The organism is Streptomyces sp. NPDC058662 (assembly GCF_042716255.1).
In the GTDB taxonomy this organism is placed as follows: domain Bacteria; phylum Actinomycetota; class Actinomycetes; order Streptomycetales; family Streptomycetaceae; genus Streptomyces.
The window spans coordinates 41013-57828 of sequence record NZ_JBHXRU010000037.1; the positions used below are offsets into that span (position 1 = coordinate 41013).

The following is a 16816-nucleotide window of genomic DNA, read 5'->3' on the forward strand; positions in this document are numbered from 1 at the left end:
GCCGACGCTCGCCCTTTCCAGCCGGGGGCCAAAACGCTAAGCGGCCCACCCGATCCGGGTGGCCCGCCTCTGTTCACTGTGGAGCTAAGGAGAATTGAACTCCTGACCTCCTGCATGCCATGCAGGCGCTCTACCAACTGAGCTATAGCCCCTTGTTCCGCTTGCCGCTCCGGTTTCCCCTGCCGGTTCTCCCTGGCGACGTCCCAAACATTACACGGTCATGGCCCTGGTCCAAAAATCGGTTTCCGCCGACCATGAGCCATGTCCGCTTTGGCCTGTCTCGTCACGCTCGGGCGAACTGGTAGAAGCGCTTCAACGTGCAGTGTTCATCGAGCAGGCGTCCGTAGATCGGCTCGCCCTCCAGCTCCCGGTACGTCTCGATCGGGTCGCCTTTTATGATCAGCGCCCGCGCGCATTCCTCGCACCAGTACTGGTAGTCGGGGTTGACCGGCTCCATGTCCCGCACGATGGGCGTGCCGTTGTTGCACCAGTCGCACCGCCGCCGGTGTGCACCCATCCGTCAGCGACTCCCTCCCGCGTCGGGCCGTCGTGTCCCCCTCCGGCCGTCCGATTCTGCCATGCCGGTGCGGGCCGGGTCAGCAAACGCAAGGGGGGACAAAAACAAGGATCCCGCCCCCTGTTGGGGACGGGATCCTGATTGTGGAGCTAAGGAGAATTGAACTCCTGACCTCCTGCATGCCATGCAGGCGCTCTACCAACTGAGCTATAGCCCCGCTCTCCGCCGCGCTCCCCCCGTCTCCGGTGTTCCGCGCTGCGAACAAGAAGAACTCTAGCCTGCGACCAGCCGGAAAGTGAAATCCGGGCGGCGGCCCCGGTGGGAGCGGCGCGGAGCACCTCAGTCGTCGTCGCCGAGCACCGGTTCCGGCAGCGTGCCGGCGTTGTGCTCCAGCAGGCGCCAGCCGCGGGCGCCCTCGCCGAGGACGGACCAGCAGCAGTTGGAGAGCCCGCCCAGGCCCTCCCAGTGGTACGCGTCCAGGCCCAGCAGCCGGCCGATGGTCGTGCGGATGGTGCCGCCGTGGCTGACCACGACGAGCGTGCCGCCCGGCCGGAGCCGGTCGGCGTGGCGCAGCACCACCGGCGCCGCGCGGTCGGCGACCTCGGTCTCCAGCTCACCGCCGCCGCGGCGGACGGCTTCGCCGCGCTTCCACGCCGCGTACTGCTCGCCGTACTTCGCGAGGATCTCGTCGTGCGTGAGGCCCTGCCACTCGCCGGCGTACGTCTCGCGCAGCGCCTCGTCGTGCTCCACGGACAGCCCCGTGACGGCGGCCAGCTCGGCGGCCGTGCGGGAGGCCCGCCGCAGGTCGGAGGCCACGATGGCGTCCGGGTTCAGCGAGGCGAGCAGCCGTGCGGCGCGGCGCGCCTGCGCCACGCCCGTCTCGGTCAGCTCGATGTCCGTCGAGCCCTGGAAGCGGCGTTCGAGGTTCCAGGAGGTCTGGCCGTGCCGCCAGAGGACGATCTTCCGGCTGGATCCGTCCTTTGCCTTCGCGCTCAGAACAGATCACCGTCCAGCTCGTCGTCGCCCGCCGCCTCGCGCAGCTTGGCGTGCTCCTCGGCCTTGCCCTTGGTGAGCTTGGCGTCGTTGGGGAGCTCGATCTCGGGGCAGTCCTTCCACAGGCGCTCCAGCGCGTAGAAGACCCGCTCCTCGCTGTGCTGCACGTGGACGACGATGTCGATGTAGTCGAGCAGGATCCAGCGGGCGTCGCGGTCGCCCTCGCGGCGCACCGGCTTGGCGCCGAGCTCCTTGAGCAGGCGCTCCTCGATCTCGTCGACGATCGACTTGACCTGGCGGTCGTTGGGCGCCGAGGCGAGGAGGAACGCGTCGGTGATCGACAGCACGTCGCTGACGTCGTACGCGATGATGTCGTGCGCGAGCCGGTCGGCCGCGGCCTGGGCGGCGGCGGTGATGAGCTCGATGGAGCGGTCCGTGGCGGTCACTGGCCATGCTTTCGGGTTGGCGGGCAGATCCTTACAAGGGTCTCATGTACCGCCGACACCGCCCGCGCGGAACGTCCCGCGCGGGCGCAAGCCCCTCTGGAAGCCGCTCGCGGCGGGCCTCAGGACGGCTTGTAGTCCTTGCCCAGGACCACTACGACCTCCGCGTTCACGGCGTTCTCGGCCTTCTTCACGACCGTCTCGGGCAGCCCCAGGGTCTTGGCGACCTCGACGGCCCGGTCCCGCTGCGCGTCGTCCTGGTACGTGATCTGCGTGGCCGTCGCCGTCTTGTCGGCCTTGCCGCCGTCCACGAAGGTGTAGCCGCCGTTGAGCAGGGCGGCCTTCGCGGCGACCTGCGTCTTCTCGTCCCCGGTGGCGTCCTTGAGGCCGACGCGCGGTGCGGCGCCGGGCTGGGCCGCGCCGGCGGAGCCGCCGAGGACCTCCTTGACGACGCTCTTGTTCGCCTCGTCGGTGAGGGTGCCGTCCGGCTTCACCGCCAGGGTGTCGGTGCGGTAGGCGCCCGTCTTGGCGTGCTCGCCGAGCCGGGACAGCAGGGCGCCGAGCGTCTGCGCGTCGAGGGCCGGGTCCAGGATCTGGCCGATGCTCTCGACCGTGACGGCGGCGGCCTTCGGGTCGCCGGGCACCTTGCGCAGGACGGCCTGCAGGACCGTGCCGACGCGCTCCAGCTGCTTGGCCTCCGGCTCGCCCTGGGCCCGGTGGGTGGCGTACGCGACGGCCATGGGACCGCTGAGGCTCTGCTTCGGTCCCTGGGCCACGGCGGGGGTCTTGGCCGCGTCGTCGGCGGGGACCGCGACGTCGGTGTCCGCCTCGATGCCGCCGACCAGCTCGACGAGGTTCTCCAGGAACGGCGTGTCCAGACGCCAGGTGCCGCCGATGTGGGTGCCGAGCACCGAGTCGAGGGACTCGCGGACGCCGAGGCCGCCCCCCTCGACCGCCTTGCCGAGCGCCGTGGCGGTTCCGTCCGGCTGGGGGACGCCGAGGGCGTTGGGCAGCAGCACCGTGGCGCCCTGCTTGGCGGTGACGTTGTCGACGAGCAGCGCCGAGGAGGTGCCGCCCTTCTTGGTGTGGTGCAGATGGACGACGATCATGTCCCGTTTCTGCGCGGCGGGGTCGGCGCTCGCGGCGGCCTTCCCCTGCCCGGGGCCGTCGACGAACGGCAGCTTGCCCGCGTACCAGAGGTAGCCGAGGCCGCCGACGACGAACAGGGCGAGGACGACGATCAGCGCCACGACCCGGTTGCGGCCCCGGCGGCGGGCCTCCTCGCGGCGCTCGGTCCGGCTCTCCGTGAACGCGAGCCAGTCGATGACGTCCTCGGACTCCTCGTCCGGCTGGTCGATGAAGGCGAACATCCCGGTGCTGTAGTCCCGGTCCTCGTCCGGCCCGCTGTCGGACCGGCGCGGCTCGGGGACGTGCGGGGACCGCCTGCCGGCCGCGGGTCCCTGGTCGGCTCCGGGCCCCCGTGCGGGCTCCGCCGCCGGTTCCGCCGCGGCCTGCTGCGGGATCCACTGCTGGGTCCGGCCCGTGTCGTAGCCGTAGGGAGGGGCCGGAGCCGCTGCCGCCTGGTCGGGGTACTCGTGCTGCCGCCCGTACTCCTGGCCGGGCTGCGGGGGCGCGTAGTACTGCTGCTGCGGCTGCGGGGGCTGCTGCTGGCCGTAGTCCTGGTAGTCGTAGCCGTAGGCCTGCTCGTACGACTGCTGCCCGCCGTACGACTGCTGCTCGTACTGCGGGGCGGGCGGCGCGGGCTGCGCGGGCACCTGGCCGTACACCGGCCGCCCGTACGGGTCGTAGCCGATGAGCTGCTGCTCCTGGCCGGCGTACGGGTCGTGCGGACCGTACGGATCCTGTCGGTCGTTCACCGCGGGCCCCTCTCTCCGGCGGCTCAGGCGCCCCGGTACAGCTCACGCTTGTCGATGTAGCGCACCACGCCGTCCGGCACCAGGTACCAGACGGGATCCCCCTTGGCGACGCGCGCGCGGCAGTCCGTGGACGAGATGGCCAGCGCGGGCACCTCGACGAGCGAGACCCCACCCTCGGGGAGGCCGTCGTCGGTGAGCACATGGCCCGGCCGGGTGACGCCGATGAAATGGGCGAGCGAGAAGAGCTCGTCGGCGTTTCGCCAGGTCAGGATCTGTGCCAGCGCGTCGGCGCCGGTGATGAAGAACAGGTCGGCGTCGTCGTTGCGCGCTTTGAGGTCCCGCAGGGTGTCGATCGTGTAGGTGGGGCCGCCCCGGTCGATGTCGATGCGGCTCACCGAGAACTGGGGGTTCGACGCCGTCGCGATGACCGTCATCAGGTAGCGGTCCTCGGCGGGCGACACGGCCCGCTGGGACTTCTGCCACGGCTCACCGGTCGGTACGAACACCACCTCGTCGAGGTGGAACAGTGCGGCCACCTCGCTGGCGGCCACCAGGTGTCCGTGGTGGATCGGGTCGAACGTCCCGCCCATCACGCCGAGCCGGCGCTTGACCGGGCCGGTAGGCATCTCCTGCTCTCCCATGAGCGCAGAGCCTACTGGCCCGGCGGGTCGGCCCGGACCCGCATTCGAGCGGACGGGCGGCCCCGGTATCGACACGCGCGCGTTCTAGCGGTCGCGGTTCAGGCGGGTGGTCACCCAGAGCATGAGCATCAGGATGACGAAGGCGGCGCCGCCGGTCAGGTACGGGTTGAGGCTGTCGTGGTTGCCGCCGTGTTCCCCGGCCCCCTCCGAGGCGAGGACGACCAGGTTGTGGGCGGTGGAGGAGAGGCTCATCGGGCAGGTACCTATCGAGTCGGGGAGCGGGCGGAGACTTCGCTCACATCGTATGCGGGGGCCCGGGGCACGCTCACGCCGACTCAGGCGTTGGAGAGGATAGACGCTGCCAGGCAGGCAGGACCAGGGGAGGGCGCTATGACGGAGACGCGTTTCGAGAAGGCACCGGCGCGGGACCGCAGGAGGTTCCCCGGTATCTCCTCGCGGGCGTACGAGCACCCGGCGGACCGCTCGGCGCTGGTGGCGCTGCGCAGGCTGAGCGGCTTCGACACGGTGTTCAAGACCCTGAGCGGACTGCTGCCGGAGCGCAGCCTGCGGCTGCTGTTCCTGTCGGACTCGGTGCGGGTGGGCGAGACGCAGTTCCCGCACCTGTACGCGATGCTCCGCGACGCCTGCTCCATTCTGGACCTGGAGAAGGTCCCGCAGATGTACGTCCAGCAGGACCCGAAGCCCAACGCCATGTGCATCGGCCTGGACGAGCCGATCATCGTGGTGACGACGAGCCTGGTCGAGCTGCTCGACGAGGAGGAGATGCGGGCGGTGGTGGGCCACGAGGTGGGCCACGCCCTGTCGGGGCACGCCGTGTACCGCACGATCCTGCTGTTCCTGACGAACCTGGCTCTGAAGGTGGCGTGGATCCCGCTGGGCAATGTGGCGGTCATGGCGCTCGTGACCGCGCTGCGGGAGTGGTTCCGCAAGTCGGAGCTCTCGGCGGACCGGGCGGGGCTCCTGGTGGGCCAGGACCTGCAGGCCTCGATGCGGGGACTGATGAAGATCGCGGGCGGCAACCACCTCCACGAGATGAACGTGGACGCCTTCCTGGCGCAGGCCGAGGAGTACGAGGCCGGCGGCGACCTGCGCGACTCCGTGCTGAAGATCCTGAACATGCTGCCGCGCACGCACCCCTTCACGACGGTGCGGGCCGCGGAGCTGAAGAAGTGGGCGGAGAGCCGCGACTTCCAGCGGATCATGGACGGTCACTACCCGCGCCGGGACGAGGACAAGGACGCCTCGGTGTCCGACTCCTTCCGGCAGTCGGCGTCGCACTACGCCGGCTCGGTGCGCGGCAGCAAGGATCCGCTGATGAAGCTGGTGGGCGACATCGCGGGCGGCGCGGGCGATCTGGGCGGCAAGCTCCGGGACAAGTTCACCGGCGCGGGTACGGCGTCCGGTCCGGCCCGCGGCGGGGCCGAGGACCAGGCCTGACGGGTCCGCCGGGCAGCCTGCCTACGGAGCGGGGGTGACGGGCGCCGCCGAGGGGGTGGCGGGCGGCGCCAGCACCCCGCACAGCCCGGCCGCGCGGCGCGGTTGGCCGCTGGCGTACGGGTCGCTCGCGGCCGGGCCCACCGTGGTCGGGCCGGCCCCCGCCGGCAGCGGCCGGAAGCCCGCGGCCGGGTCGGCCGCGCAGTCCTGCGGCCCTGCCATCACGTAGGCCGAGACCAGCTCCGCCCGCCGGGCGCCGAGGTCCTCGCGGTCGAAGCGCAGCCGCAGCTCGCGCCGGACGGTGAACAGCGAGGCCCCGTCGACCGCCGCCGGGGCACCGGCGGCCGGGCGTACGGCGTACACGAAGGTGTGGTCGCTGGTCACCTCCAGTACGCCCGGGGCGACCTCCGCGTAGGCGAGGGCGCCGTTCACCCGTACGCGGGGGTCGGCCACGGCGGTCTGCGGGTGGAAGCGCACCAGCCAGCCGGTCGCGGCGTGTTTGCCGTCGCCGGAGGGGGAGGCCATGCTGCGGTCGAACTGGGTGAGCTGGTCGGGGTCCAGCAGGACCCGTACCGGCCGGGAGGCGGCCCCGGCGAGCACATCGGGGTCGAGCGAGGACTGCACCAGGTAGTCCTTGGCGATGGACAGGGCGGTGACCACCTGTCCGTCGGTGAAGTGGTGCGTGCGGCGTACGGCCGGCAGGGTGATGCCGGCCGCTCCGATGCGGTACTCGGCGGCGGGGCTCGCGGCGTAGAGGTCGGCGGGCCGGCCCCCGGGCACCGCCGCGACCGGCGCGAGCGGGACGACGGTGCTGCTGAGCGGGTCGGGCCGGCCGCCCGCCGGCGGGACGTAGGGGTTGCGCAGCCCCATGTACACGGCGGCGGCGAAGGCGGTGGCGATCAGCAGGACGAGCAGCATGCCCTGCCGGGCGCCCCGGCCGGGGGTGCCGGTCCGGGGCTTGGAGGCGCCGCTCGACCAGATGGACCGGCTGCGGACGGCCCGGGCGTGCTCGCCCATGCGTTCCTGCGCGGAGTACTCCTGGAGCCGGGCAGCCCGCACGAAGTCCTCGTCGAACACCACCGAGCGGTACTCGTCCGACCGGTACTCGTCCGACCGGAATTCGTCGTCGCCCCCGCCGATGCCCTCGGGGGTGCCGTTGGGCGGGTCTCCTGGAACGGCCATCGCTTCTCCCCGCTGTCCCCGCTTCAGAGAAGCCCCCGGCTCCGGTCCGTGCGAGCGGGGTCGTACTTTCAGGGTTGGCGGTCGGAGGGGTAGGTAAACGCCCCGACGCCGGTCACTTCCCGCAATGGCGTACTCGCGGGCGCCGGAGCGGGGTCGGTCCCGCCTGCGGCGCTGCGGTACACGGCGCTGAAAGCGAGCGCGACCATGCCGAGGCCCATCACGAAGGCGAGGACCCAGGCGACGGGGCGCAGCCAGGGGGCCCGGCCGCGGTAGGGCCGCAGCGCGCCGCCGTAGGCCCCGTACGGGCCGTCGGCGCTGCCGGGCCGGTCGTGGTCCCAGCCGCCGTCCTCGTACCCGTAGGGGTGGCCGTACCCGTAGCCGTCGTGGTCGTCGTCGGACGTCCAGCCGCCCGCCACGGCTGCCCGGGAGGCCTCGGCCTCCGCGCGCGCCCGGTCGGCCGCGCGCTGTCGCTCGACGGCGCTCGGTTCATGGATCTCGGCGTTCCGGACGAAGGCCTCGTCGAACACCACGGAGGCGAAGTCGTGATCCGCGCCTCCGCGGTCGTCGTCGGGCTCCCCGTCGTCCGGGAACGGCTTGCCCCCCACGTCGTCCGGCACGGGACCAGCGTAGACCTGGGGGGCCGCTTTGGGCAGGGTGTGAGACCGGATTCGGCCACACCGTGTCCCCCCGGCGACTACCGGATGTGACCGTCGCCGGTGACGATGTACTTGGTCGAGGTGAGCTCGGGGAGGCCCATCGGGCCCCGGGCGTGCAGCTTCTGGGTGGAGATCCCGATCTCGGCGCCGAAGCCGAACTGACCACCGTCCGTGAACCGGGTGGAGGCGTTCACGGCGACCGTGGTCGAGTCGACCAGCTGGGTGAAGCGCCGCGCGGCGGCCTGCGAGGTGGTGACGATCGCCTCGGTGTGGCCCGAGGTCCAGCGGCGGATGTGGGTGACGGCGTCGTCCAGGGAGTCGACGACGCCGGCCGCGATGTCGTAGGAGAGGTACTCGGCGGCCCAGTCCTCGTCGGTCGCGGGCAGCGCGGTGACCTTGGTGCCCTCGGCGGCGGCGAGGACGCGGGCGTCGCCGTGCACGGTCACGCCGGCGTCGGCGAGGGCGTCGAGGGCGAGCGGCAGGAAGGCGTCCGCGATGTCGCGGTGGACCAGGAGGGTCTCGGCGGAGTTGCAGACGGAGGGCCGCTGGGCCTTGGAGTTGATGAGGATGTCCACGGCCGTGCCGAGGTCCGCCAGGGCGTCGACGTAGACGTGGCAGTTGCCCGTACCGGTCTCGATGACCGGGACGGTGGACTCCTCGACGACGGTCTTGATGAGGGAGGCGCCGCCCCGGGGGATGAGCACGTCGACGAGGCCGCGCGCACGCATCAGCTCGCGGACGGACTCGCGGGACTCGCCGGGGACGAGCTGGACGGCGTCGGCGGGCAGCCCGGCGCTCTCCACGGCGTCGCGGAGGATGCCGACGAGCGCGGTGTTGGACGCGTAGGCGGAGGAACTGCCGCGCAGCAGTACCGCGTTGCCGGACTTGAGGCAGAGGGCGGCGGCGTCGACGGTGACGTTGGGGCGGGCCTCGTAGATGATGCCGACGACGCCGAGCGGGACACGGATCTGCCGCAGGTCGATGCCGTTGGGGAGGGTCGAGCCGCGGACGACCTCGCCGACGGGATCCGGCAGGGCGGCGACGTCGCGGACGTCGGAGGCGATGGCCGCGACCCGCTCCGGGGTGAGGGTGAGGCGGTCGATGACGGTCTCGCTGGTCCCGGCGGCGCGGGCCTTGCCGGTGTCGACGGCGTTGGCCGCGATGATCTCGGCGGTACGGGCCTCCAGCGCGTCCGCGATCGCCAGCAGCGCGGTGTCCTTGGCGGACCGCGGGAGCGGGGCGATGGCGGCGGCGGCCGTACGGGACCGCTGCGCGGTGGCGAGCACGGGCGAGGCGGCGGTGGCGGTGGCGTCGTCGAGCGAGGTCATGCGGCCCAGGGTAGTCCCCGGCCGGGCGGCGCCCGAGGGGGTTCCACCCCGCGAGACGCCTCGCGGCGGGCCCGGCGGCAGCACCCCCGCTCCGCGGACCCCCGGCTTCGCCCGCCCCCTCCGCCTCCGGGGGCGGCCGTGTCCGCGCGCCGGCGGGCGCGGGGGCTTGTCAGTACGGGTGCACGCCCACCGGGTGCGCCGGGGGCGGGCCGTAGCCCTCGGCCACGCGGAGGTGGTAGGTGGCGCGGTCGATGACCTCCAGGCCGACGATCTCCCAGGGCGGGAGCTGCGCCGAGGAGCGGTGCTCGCCCCAGAGCCGCAGGGCCACGGCCGCCGCGTCGTGGAGGTCGCGGGCCTCCTCCCAGTACCGGATCTCCGCGTGGTCCCGGGCGTACCGGCTGGTCAGCAGGAAGGGGTGGTCGTGGGCCAGCTGCTCCAGACCGCGCCGGACCTCCGGCAGCGGCGCCGGCTTGCCGGAGACGCTCAGGGTCACGTGCCACAGGCGGGATGCATCCCCGTCGTCCCCGTTCCCGTCCCCGTTCCCGGCCTCGTGCGCCTGCCCGTAGCCCTCCCCGTCGTCGCCGCCCTCCCCCGTACGGACGCTGGTCAGCGCTCGTCCCACCAGCCGCCTCCTGTCTTTGCCACGCCTGTCGCCCGCCCCTCACAGTTGACCAGTCCCCGGCCCACCGCGCGGCGGTTTTACCCAACCTCAGCCCTGCAGCAGGACCAGATCGTCCCGGTGGACGACCTCCCGCTCGTACGCGGGTCCGAGTTCCCGTGCGAGCTCTCGGGTGGAGCGGCCGAGGAGCTGCGGGAGCTCCTTGGCGTCGAAGTTGACCAGGCCCCGTGCGACCGCGCGGCCGGAGGTGTCGCGCAATTCCACGGGGTCGCCGGCCGTGAAGTCTCCCTCGACGGCGGCGATGCCCGCGGGCAGCAGCGAGCTGCCGCGCTCGGTGACCGCGCGGACCGCGCCCTCATCGAGGACCAGGTGCCCCTGGGGCGTCGACGCGTGCTGGAGCCAGAGCAGCCGGTCCGCGGAGCGGCGGCCGGTGGCGTGGAAGTGGGTGCCGGTGGCGCGTCCGGCGAGCGCGTCCGCGGCCTGGCTGGCGGAGGTCAGGACCACCGGGATTCCCGCGGCGGCCGCGATCCGGGCCGCCTCGACCTTGGTGACCATGCCGCCGGTGCCCACGCCCGCCTTGCCGGCGCTCCCGATGGAGACGTGCGCGATGTCCTCGGGGCCGCGCACCTCGTCGATGCGGGTGGTGCCGGGGAGGGAGGGGTCGCCGTCGTAGAGGCCGTCCACGTCGGACAGCAGGACCAGCAGGTCGGCGCGGACGAGGTGGGCGACGAGGGCGGCCAGGCGGTCGTTGTCGCCGAAGCGGATCTCGTCGGTGGCGACGGTGTCGTTCTCGTTGACGACCGGGAGGGCGCCCATGGCGAGCAGCTGGTCCAGGGTCCGGTAGGCGTTGCGGTAGTGCGCGCGCCTGCTGGTGTCGTCGGTGGTGAGCAGCACCTGGCCGACGCGGACGCCGTAGCGGGCGAAGGAGGCCGTGTAGCGGGCGACGAGCAGTCCCTGCCCGACGCTCGCGGCGGCCTGCTGGCGGGCCAGGTCCTTGGGGCGCCGGCGCAGGCCGAGCGGGGAGAGGCCGGCGGCGATGGCCCCGCTGGAGACCAGGACGATCTCCTTCTCACCGCCGCTGCGGGCCTTGGCCAGGACGTCGACGAGGGCGTCCACCCGGTCGGCGTCGAGTCCGCCCGCCGCGGTGGTCAAGGAGGAGGAGCCGACCTTGACCACGATCCTGCGGGCGTCCACGACACCTTGCCTAGCCGCTGACACGTCTGTCCCCTTGCCCCTTGCCGGAATCCCCTGCCACCTCAATCTACGGGGTGGTGCGCGGGGGCCGCTCCGGGGTTTCGGAGCGTGGGACCCGGACGGGACCGCCGGCCGTCAGGCGGCGGAGGCGGAGCGCCGGGGCTCCGCCTCCGCGGGCTCCGCGGCCCGGGCGGCGCCCGGCACGAGGATCCTGCGGGAGAGCAGGAAGGTGAACGGGATGGCGACGACGGCCGCGACCAGGGGGGCGATGCGCGTGTCCATGCCGACCCAGGCCACCAGGGCGTACAGGCCGGCCGACTGGATGACGAAGTTGGTGACGTTCGTCAGCGGGAAGAGGAAGAACTTCTTCCAGGTCGGCCGGGTCCGGTAGGTGAAGTAGGTGTTCATGAAGAACGACCCGACCATCGCCAGGACGAAGGCGAGGGAGTAGGCGGCGAAGTACGGCATCCAGGGGTGCAGCAGCAGGTAGATGACGTAGAAGGTGCCGGTGTTGACCCCGCCGACGAGGGCGAACCGGAAGATCTGGCCGAGCTGGTCCCTGCGGCTCATCGCGCGCTGCGCTCCGAGCCGCGGTCCGCGCTGCGCTCCACGATCGTCGCCTCCGTCGTCCCGCCGGCGTCCGCCGGCCTCGTGGCCCGCGCCGTCCTCGCGTCCCGCACCTCACGCCCGCCGGGCGGGAGGGGGGCGGCGCCGTGCGCCTCCTTCACCAGGAAGTGCGGCCGGCGCTTGGTCTCATAGTAGATCCGGCCGATGTACTCGCCGATCAGCCCCAGCATGATCATCTGGACGCCGCCCAGGCCGACGATGATCGCCACGAGGGTGACGTACCCCGGCGACTCGACGCCGTTGGTCATCGCCATGACGGTGATCCACAGCGCGTACAGGCCGGTCAGCGCGACGAGCGACACGCCGAGCCAGATCCCGATGCGCAGGGGCCGGTTGTTGAAGGAGATCAGGCCGTCCATGCCGTAGTTCAGCAGCGAGCCGAACTTCCACTTCGTCTCGCCCGCCTCGCGCTGCGCGTTGCGGTAGTCGAAGTGGACGGTGTCGAAGCCGATCCAGGAGAAGAGCCCCTTGGAGAAGCGGTTGTACTCCGGCAGCGAGAGCAGGGCGTCCACGGCCGGGCGGGAGAGCATCCGGAAATCTCCGACGCCGTCGGTGAGCTCGACGTCGACCCAGCGGTTGACACCCCGGTAGTAGAGGCGGCTGAGCGCGGAGCGGACCTTCTTGTCCCCCTCGCGGGTGCGGCGGGCGATGATCTGGTCGTGGCCCTGCCGGTAGTAGTCGAGCATCGTCGCGATGAGCTCCGGCGGGTGCTGGAGGTCCGCGTCCATGATCACGACGGCGTCGCCGGTGGCCTCGCGCAGGCCCGCGAGCATGCCGGCCTCCTTGCCGAAGTTGCGGCTGAAGGAGACGTAACGGGTCTGCTCGCCGTGCTCGGCCGCGATCTTCCGGAGCTTGTCCAGGGTGGCGTCGCGGCTGCCGTCGTCCACGTAGCAGACCTCGTAGTCGACGGGGAGGGCATCCAGGACCTTGCGGATCTCGACGTCGAAGCTGTCGATGACGGCTTCTTCGTTGTAGCAGGGGACAACTACGGACAGCTTCGTCATGAACACTTCCTGCTGGGTCCGAACGGGTGATTGTCGGCGACCGGACCCGCCCTTCACCTCTTCCTCAGAAGTATGCACGGCGGGAGTCGGTCTGCCCGGAGCGACCGTGGCACACGGTAGCTTTGACGGGATAAGCGGAATGAGCGGAACGCAACGAAGGGATCGAGGTGCACGTGCCCGACGTCTCCGTGGTCGTCATCGTCTACAACGACGCAGAGCGTCTGCCGACAGCAGTCCGGTCGGTTTTGGACCAGACCCTGCACGGGGTCGAAGTCGTGATCGTCGACGACTGCAGCAAGGACCGCTCCTACGCGGTCGCCCAGGAGCTGGAGGCCGCGCATCCGGGGAGAGTGCGCGCGTTCCGCCTCCCGGAGAACAGCGGCGGCTGCGGTGCGCCCCGCAACCACGGCATCCAGCAGGCCACGGGCACCTACGTCATGTTCCTGGACAGCGACGACGTACTGGAGCGCAACGCCTGCCGGAACATGCTGGCCGCCGCCGAGCGCACCGGCTCCGACCTGGTCTCCGGCATGTGCGTGCGCGTGCACCTGGACAACCGGTGGGGCAAGACCACCGAGTGGTACCCCTGGATCTACACGCGCACCCGCACCCTGGAGTCGATCACCGAACTCCCCGACCTGCTGGTCTACGACACCCTCTCCACGAACAAGTGCTACCGGCGCGCGTTCCTGCTGGAGCAGGGCCTGGAGTTCCCGGTCGGCATCCACTACGAGGACCTGCTGTTCTCCGCCCAGGCGTACGTGGCCGCCCGCCGCATCACGCTGATCCCGAACCACGTCTACTACTGGAACGTGGTCGAGACGGCGGCGGCCAAGTCGATCAGCAACCGGCGCCACGAGATCGCGAACTTCGTGCACCGGATGGAGATCCACCGCCGCGTCGACCAGCTGCTGGCCGCCGAGGGGCACACGGACATCAAGTCCGCGAAGGACGCCAAGTTCCTCAAGCACGACCTGGTCCTGCACCTGCGCGACCTGCCGCTCCTGAGCGACGCGTACCGGCAGGAGTTCGCCCGCCTCGCCAACGGCTACCTCGCGGGGATCGACCCGGCCGCGTACGAGAACGTCACCTACCTCCAGGCCATCTGCGCCTACCTGCTGGGCAAGGAGGACTGGGACACCCTGCTCCCGGCCGCCGACGCCATGACCAACAAGGGCCGGCTCTCCTCGCCCCTCGCCGAGCGCGACGGCCGGGTGTACTGGTGCGCCCAGCACATCGACGGCCCCGACGCCGCCGACGCCGCGGAGGCCCGCCGGATACTGGACGTCACCGCGCAGGGCTTCCACACCACCCCGCTCGGCGCCCTGCAGCTGGGCAACCGCCTCACGTCCTACGAGGACGACGGGCGCGGCACCGTCACGCTGTCCGGAGCCGTGGTGAACCCACTGGGCCGGATCAGCGCCGACGCGGAGCTGAAGGCCACGCTCGAATTCCGGGCCCGCCGGCAGATCGGCGTGCGCTCGTTCAGCTTCCCGATGGCAACCGTGCGACACGCCGGTGACACGATCGAGTGGAGCGGCTCCGCCGACATCGGCGGCACCGTCCGCCCCCTCGGCATCATCGACGCCGTCTGGGACGTCCGGCTGAAGCTGACCGCCGGCAAGGAGCGCGTCACCACCCGCGTCTCGGTCGGCGGGGTCGACCTGGAGTCCGCGGCCCGCCTGCGGGTGCGGCCGCGGCTGACCCGGCTGGTCTCCGACCGCTTCGAGCCGGAGATGACCAAGAAGGGCAACCTCTCCTACGTCCTGACCGCGCAGAGCGCCGCCTCCGTGCGCACCCGCACCCTGATCGAGAGCGCCATACACGGCAAGGCAGCCGGCGTGGTCAAGCGGGGCCTGCGCAAGGCCCTGCGCGCCCGCCGGAACATGGGCTCGGGCGAGCAGAAGGTGAAGGTCTACCACGAGGTCTTCTCGAAGCTGCCGGTCAAGAAGGGCACGGTCGTCTTCGAGAGCCACATGGGCAAGCAGTACAGCGACAGCCCGAAGGCCATCTACGAGGAGATGGTGCGCCAGGGCGTGCCGTTCGAGGCGATCTGGTCGTACGCGGGTGCCAAGCCCGCCGGCTTCCCCAAGGAGGCCACCCTGGTGCGGCGCTGGAGCTGGCCGTACCTGCGGGCGCTCGCCCAGGCCGAGTTCTGGGTGGACAACCAGGGCTTCCCGCTGGCCCTGGCCAAGCGCCCGGGCACGACCTACATCCAGACGTGGCACGGCTCGGCGCTCAAGCGGATGGGCTTCCACGAGCCCCGCACCAAGGCGCAGGGCCGCGCGGGGCAGGACCGCTTCCAGGCGGCCGTCGACCGCTTCGACCACTTCCTGATCCGCTCCGAGCACGACGCCCGCACCCTCGCCAAGGGCTTCCGGCTGCGCGACGAGGTACTGCTGCGCACGGGATACCCGCGCAACGACGCCCTCGTCGAGGCGCACCGCGCGGAGGCGGACAGCGGCGAGCGGGTGCGCGGGCCGCTCGCGGCGGAACTCGGCATCGACCCCGACAAGAAGGTGCTGCTGTACGCGCCGACGTTCCGCGCCGGGGCGGACGGCGCGGTCGAGGGCTTCGAGTTCCCGTTCGACGTGGAGGAGTTCGCGGAGCGGCTCGGTGACCGGTTCACGCTGCTGGTGCGCACGCACTACCTCAACAGCGTGTCCCTGCCGCCGTCGGTCGCCGGCCGGGTCGTCGACGTGTCCCGGCACCACGACATCACGCCGCTGCTGGCCCTCGCCGACGGCCTGATCACCGACTACTCGTCCGTGATGTTCGACTACGCGGTCTTGGACCGGCCGATGCTGTTCTTCGCGTACGACTACGAGAAGTACGCGAACGACATCCGCGGCACGTACTTCGACCTGAAGGACAAGGCGCCGGGGCCGGTCGTGTCCACGGCGGACGAACTCCTGCAGGCCCTCGGCGCCTTCGAGGAGGCGGACGCCAAGTACGCCGAGGCGCGCCGGCGCTTCCTCACCGAGTTCGGCGAGTACGACCGGGGGGACGCCGCCCGCCGGATCGTCGAGAAGTTCTTCACCAGGAGCGGCAAGTGAGCCAGCAGACCCCCGCCCCCGGCGGGCGGGACATCTTCCTCGTCGGCAACAGCGTGGACGAGCTGGGCGGCGTGACGACCTGGTCGCACCAGATGGCCCGGCTGTTCAGCGACCGCGGGCACCGGGTGCACGTGGTCGGTATCGCCCCGGTCGCCGAGGAGATCCGGCAGAAGCTGCCGCGGGACCTGCCCTACGCCACGACCACGCTCTACGACGCGCACCCGCCCGGCGCGCGCCGACTGCACGGGATCAAGGGCCGGCTCAACGCTCCCGAACGGCGCCGCCAGGCGGCCCGGCGGGCGAAGATGCGGGCCAAGGCGGAGACGCTGAGCGAGCTGTTCCGCGCGGCCCGCCCGGGCGGGGTGGTCGTCGTCACCCAGGTCTGGGCGATGGAGTGGGTGGCGCTCGCGGACACCAAGGGGCTCACGGTCATCGGCATGAGCCACGAGTCGTTCGAGGCCAGCCAGAAGTCGACCCGGGGCGAGCGGGTCCGCCGCCACTACTCCCAGGTCGACCGGCTGCTGGTGCTGACGGCCGAGGACGCGGACCTGTGGATCCGGGCGGGCATGGAGAACGTGGGGAGCATGCCGAACCCGCTGCCCTTCATGCCGCCGCAGCCCGCTCCGCGCACGGAGAAGGTCGTGGCGAGCGTCGGCCGCCTCGCCTTCGAGAAGGGCGTCGACCTGCTGCTCGACGCGTGGGCGGACGCCGCCCCGCGCCATCCCGACTGGGTCCTGCGGATCTACGGGGCGGGCGTGGAGGAGCCGACGCTGCGCGCGCACTGCACGTCGCTGGGGCTCGACGACAGCGTGGAGTGGATGGGCAGCACCGACGACGTGCTCGGCGCGCTGCGCGGGGCGTCGGTCTTCGCGCAGGCCTCGCGCGCCGAAGGGTTCCCGATCACCTTGCTGGAGGCGATGGCGGCGGGCGTGCCCGTGGCCGCCTTCGACTGCGCGCCGGGCGTGCGGGAGATCGTCGCGCACGGCGAGGACGGCTTGCTGGCCCGGCTGGGCAACACCATGGAGCTCGCCACGCACCTGACCGTGCTGATGGCGGACCGCGAGCTGCGCGACCGGCTCGGGGAGGCCGCCTTCCGCTCGGTGCAGCGGTACTCCAGCGCGGAGATCACCGACCGGTGGGAAGCGCTGTTCTCCTTCCTGGAGCGCTGAGCACCCGGCGGTGACACCGCCCGGTCAGCACGTACGCGGCCGCCCGCCCCGGATG

General features: G+C 71.9%; 16 protein-coding genes and 2 tRNA genes. 3 read left to right on the plus strand and 15 right to left on the minus strand.

The window, feature by feature from the left end:
* Nucleotides 1-79: 79 nt before the first annotated feature.
* From ACFWUQ_RS15915 to ACFWUQ_RS15950, 8 genes are all read right to left on the minus strand, one after another.
* Nucleotides 80-152 (minus strand) — tRNA-Ala (locus ACFWUQ_RS15915).
* A 131-nt stretch (nt 153-283) separates the two neighbouring features.
* Nucleotides 284-517, minus strand: coding sequence for a hypothetical protein (locus tag ACFWUQ_RS15920; protein WP_007264019.1), 234 nt, complete (start codon nt 515-517; stop codon nt 284-286).
* A gap of 144 nt (nt 518-661) precedes the next feature.
* Nucleotides 662-734: transfer RNA gene (locus ACFWUQ_RS15925), tRNA-Ala, on the minus strand.
* Between the two features lie 122 nt (nt 735-856).
* A complete protein-coding gene (locus ACFWUQ_RS15930; protein WP_384538189.1) occupies nt 857-1513 on the minus strand; it encodes a histidine phosphatase family protein in 657 nt (218 codons plus the stop codon).
* Nucleotides 1510-1956 (minus strand): ribosome silencing factor, encoded by a 447-nt coding sequence (gene rsfS, locus ACFWUQ_RS15935; protein WP_384538162.1) that lies wholly within the window; start codon nt 1954-1956, stop codon nt 1510-1512. The genes ACFWUQ_RS15930 and rsfS overlap by 4 nt, the downstream gene beginning before the upstream one ends.
* A gap of 119 nt (nt 1957-2075) precedes the next feature.
* Complete coding sequence (locus tag ACFWUQ_RS15940) at nt 2076-3830, minus strand: LytR C-terminal domain-containing protein (protein ID WP_384538164.1); 1755 nt, start codon at nt 3828-3830, stop codon at nt 2076-2078.
* 23 nt (nt 3831-3853) lie between these two features.
* Nucleotides 3854-4471, minus strand: coding sequence for a nicotinate-nucleotide adenylyltransferase (gene nadD, locus ACFWUQ_RS15945; protein ID WP_384538166.1), 618 nt, complete (start codon nt 4469-4471; stop codon nt 3854-3856).
* An 84-nt stretch (nt 4472-4555) separates the two neighbouring features.
* Nucleotides 4556-4723, minus strand: coding sequence for a hypothetical protein (locus ACFWUQ_RS15950; RefSeq protein ID WP_384538168.1), 168 nt, complete (start codon nt 4721-4723; stop codon nt 4556-4558).
* Between the two features lie 138 nt (nt 4724-4861).
* On the opposite strand from ACFWUQ_RS15950, the gene ACFWUQ_RS15955 reads away from it, so the two are divergent.
* The gene (locus tag ACFWUQ_RS15955; RefSeq protein WP_384538169.1) at nt 4862-5929 is read left to right on the plus strand and encodes a M48 family metallopeptidase; all 1068 of its coding nucleotides are present in this window, start codon (nt 4862-4864) and stop codon (nt 5927-5929) included.
* Between the two features lie 21 nt (nt 5930-5950).
* On the opposite strand, the gene ACFWUQ_RS15960 is transcribed toward ACFWUQ_RS15955, so the two are convergent.
* The 7 genes from ACFWUQ_RS15960 to ACFWUQ_RS15990 all read right to left on the minus strand — a co-directional run bounded on the left by ACFWUQ_RS15960 (nt 5951) and on the right by ACFWUQ_RS15990 (nt 12536).
* Entirely contained in the window at nt 5951-7108 is a 1158-nt protein-coding gene (locus ACFWUQ_RS15960; protein ID WP_384538171.1) for a hypothetical protein, read from the minus strand.
* Nucleotides 7109-7176: 68 nt separating this feature from the next.
* Entirely contained in the window at nt 7177-7725 is a 549-nt protein-coding gene (locus ACFWUQ_RS15965) for a hypothetical protein (protein WP_384538173.1), read from the minus strand.
* A 77-nt stretch (nt 7726-7802) separates the two neighbouring features.
* A complete protein-coding gene (locus ACFWUQ_RS15970; RefSeq protein ID WP_384538175.1) occupies nt 7803-9092 on the minus strand; it encodes a glutamate-5-semialdehyde dehydrogenase in 1290 nt (429 codons plus the stop codon).
* Nucleotides 9093-9261: 169 nt separating this feature from the next.
* Nucleotides 9262-9714: a hypothetical protein gene (locus tag ACFWUQ_RS15975; protein WP_384538176.1), complete on the minus strand. Its 453-nt coding sequence runs from the start codon at nt 9712-9714 to the stop codon at nt 9262-9264.
* An 87-nt stretch (nt 9715-9801) separates the two neighbouring features.
* The gene (proB, locus tag ACFWUQ_RS15980) at nt 9802-10929 is read right to left on the minus strand and encodes a glutamate 5-kinase (RefSeq protein ID WP_384538178.1); all 1128 of its coding nucleotides are present in this window, start codon (nt 10927-10929) and stop codon (nt 9802-9804) included.
* A 111-nt stretch (nt 10930-11040) separates the two neighbouring features.
* Entirely contained in the window at nt 11041-11475 is a 435-nt protein-coding gene (locus tag ACFWUQ_RS15985; RefSeq protein WP_384538180.1) for a GtrA family protein, read from the minus strand.
* Nucleotides 11472-12536 (minus strand): glycosyltransferase family 2 protein, encoded by a 1065-nt coding sequence (locus ACFWUQ_RS15990; protein WP_384538182.1) that lies wholly within the window; start codon nt 12534-12536, stop codon nt 11472-11474. The genes ACFWUQ_RS15985 and ACFWUQ_RS15990 overlap by 4 nt, the downstream gene beginning before the upstream one ends.
* A gap of 167 nt (nt 12537-12703) precedes the next feature.
* On the opposite strand from ACFWUQ_RS15990, the gene ACFWUQ_RS15995 reads away from it, so the two are divergent.
* The gene (locus ACFWUQ_RS15995) at nt 12704-15592 is read left to right on the plus strand and encodes a CDP-glycerol glycerophosphotransferase family protein (RefSeq protein WP_384538183.1); all 2889 of its coding nucleotides are present in this window, start codon (nt 12704-12706) and stop codon (nt 15590-15592) included.
* Nucleotides 15589-16761: a glycosyltransferase gene (locus ACFWUQ_RS16000; protein WP_384538185.1), complete on the plus strand. Its 1173-nt coding sequence runs from the start codon at nt 15589-15591 to the stop codon at nt 16759-16761. Before ACFWUQ_RS15995 ends, ACFWUQ_RS16000 begins: the two co-directional genes overlap by 4 nt.
* The last annotated feature ends 55 nt before the right edge of the window (nt 16762-16816 follow it).

What these genes read in the sequence shown, in the direction of transcription:
- ACFWUQ_RS15920 (WP_007264019.1), bottom strand. Translation starts at nt 517, where the DNA reads ATGGGTGCACACCGGCGGCGGTGCGACTGGTGCAACAACGGCACGCCC.
- nadD (WP_384538166.1), bottom strand. Translation starts at nt 4,471, where the DNA reads ATGGGAGAGCAGGAGATGCCTACCGGCCCGGTCAAGCGCCGGCTCGGC.
- ACFWUQ_RS15950 (WP_384538168.1), bottom strand. Translation starts at nt 4,723, where the DNA reads ATGAGCCTCTCCTCCACCGCCCACAACCTGGTCGTCCTCGCCTCGGAG.
- ACFWUQ_RS15955 (WP_384538169.1), top strand. Translation starts at nt 4,862, where the DNA reads ATGACGGAGACGCGTTTCGAGAAGGCACCGGCGCGGGACCGCAGGAGG.
- ACFWUQ_RS15960 (WP_384538171.1), bottom strand. Translation starts at nt 7,108, where the DNA reads ATGGCCGTTCCAGGAGACCCGCCCAACGGCACCCCCGAGGGCATCGGC.
- ACFWUQ_RS15970 (WP_384538175.1), bottom strand. Translation starts at nt 9,092, where the DNA reads ATGACCTCGCTCGACGACGCCACCGCCACCGCCGCCTCGCCCGTGCTC.
- ACFWUQ_RS15985 (WP_384538180.1), bottom strand. Translation starts at nt 11,475, where the DNA reads ATGAGCCGCAGGGACCAGCTCGGCCAGATCTTCCGGTTCGCCCTCGTC.
- ACFWUQ_RS15990 (WP_384538182.1), bottom strand. Translation starts at nt 12,536, where the DNA reads ATGACGAAGCTGTCCGTAGTTGTCCCCTGCTACAACGAAGAAGCCGTC.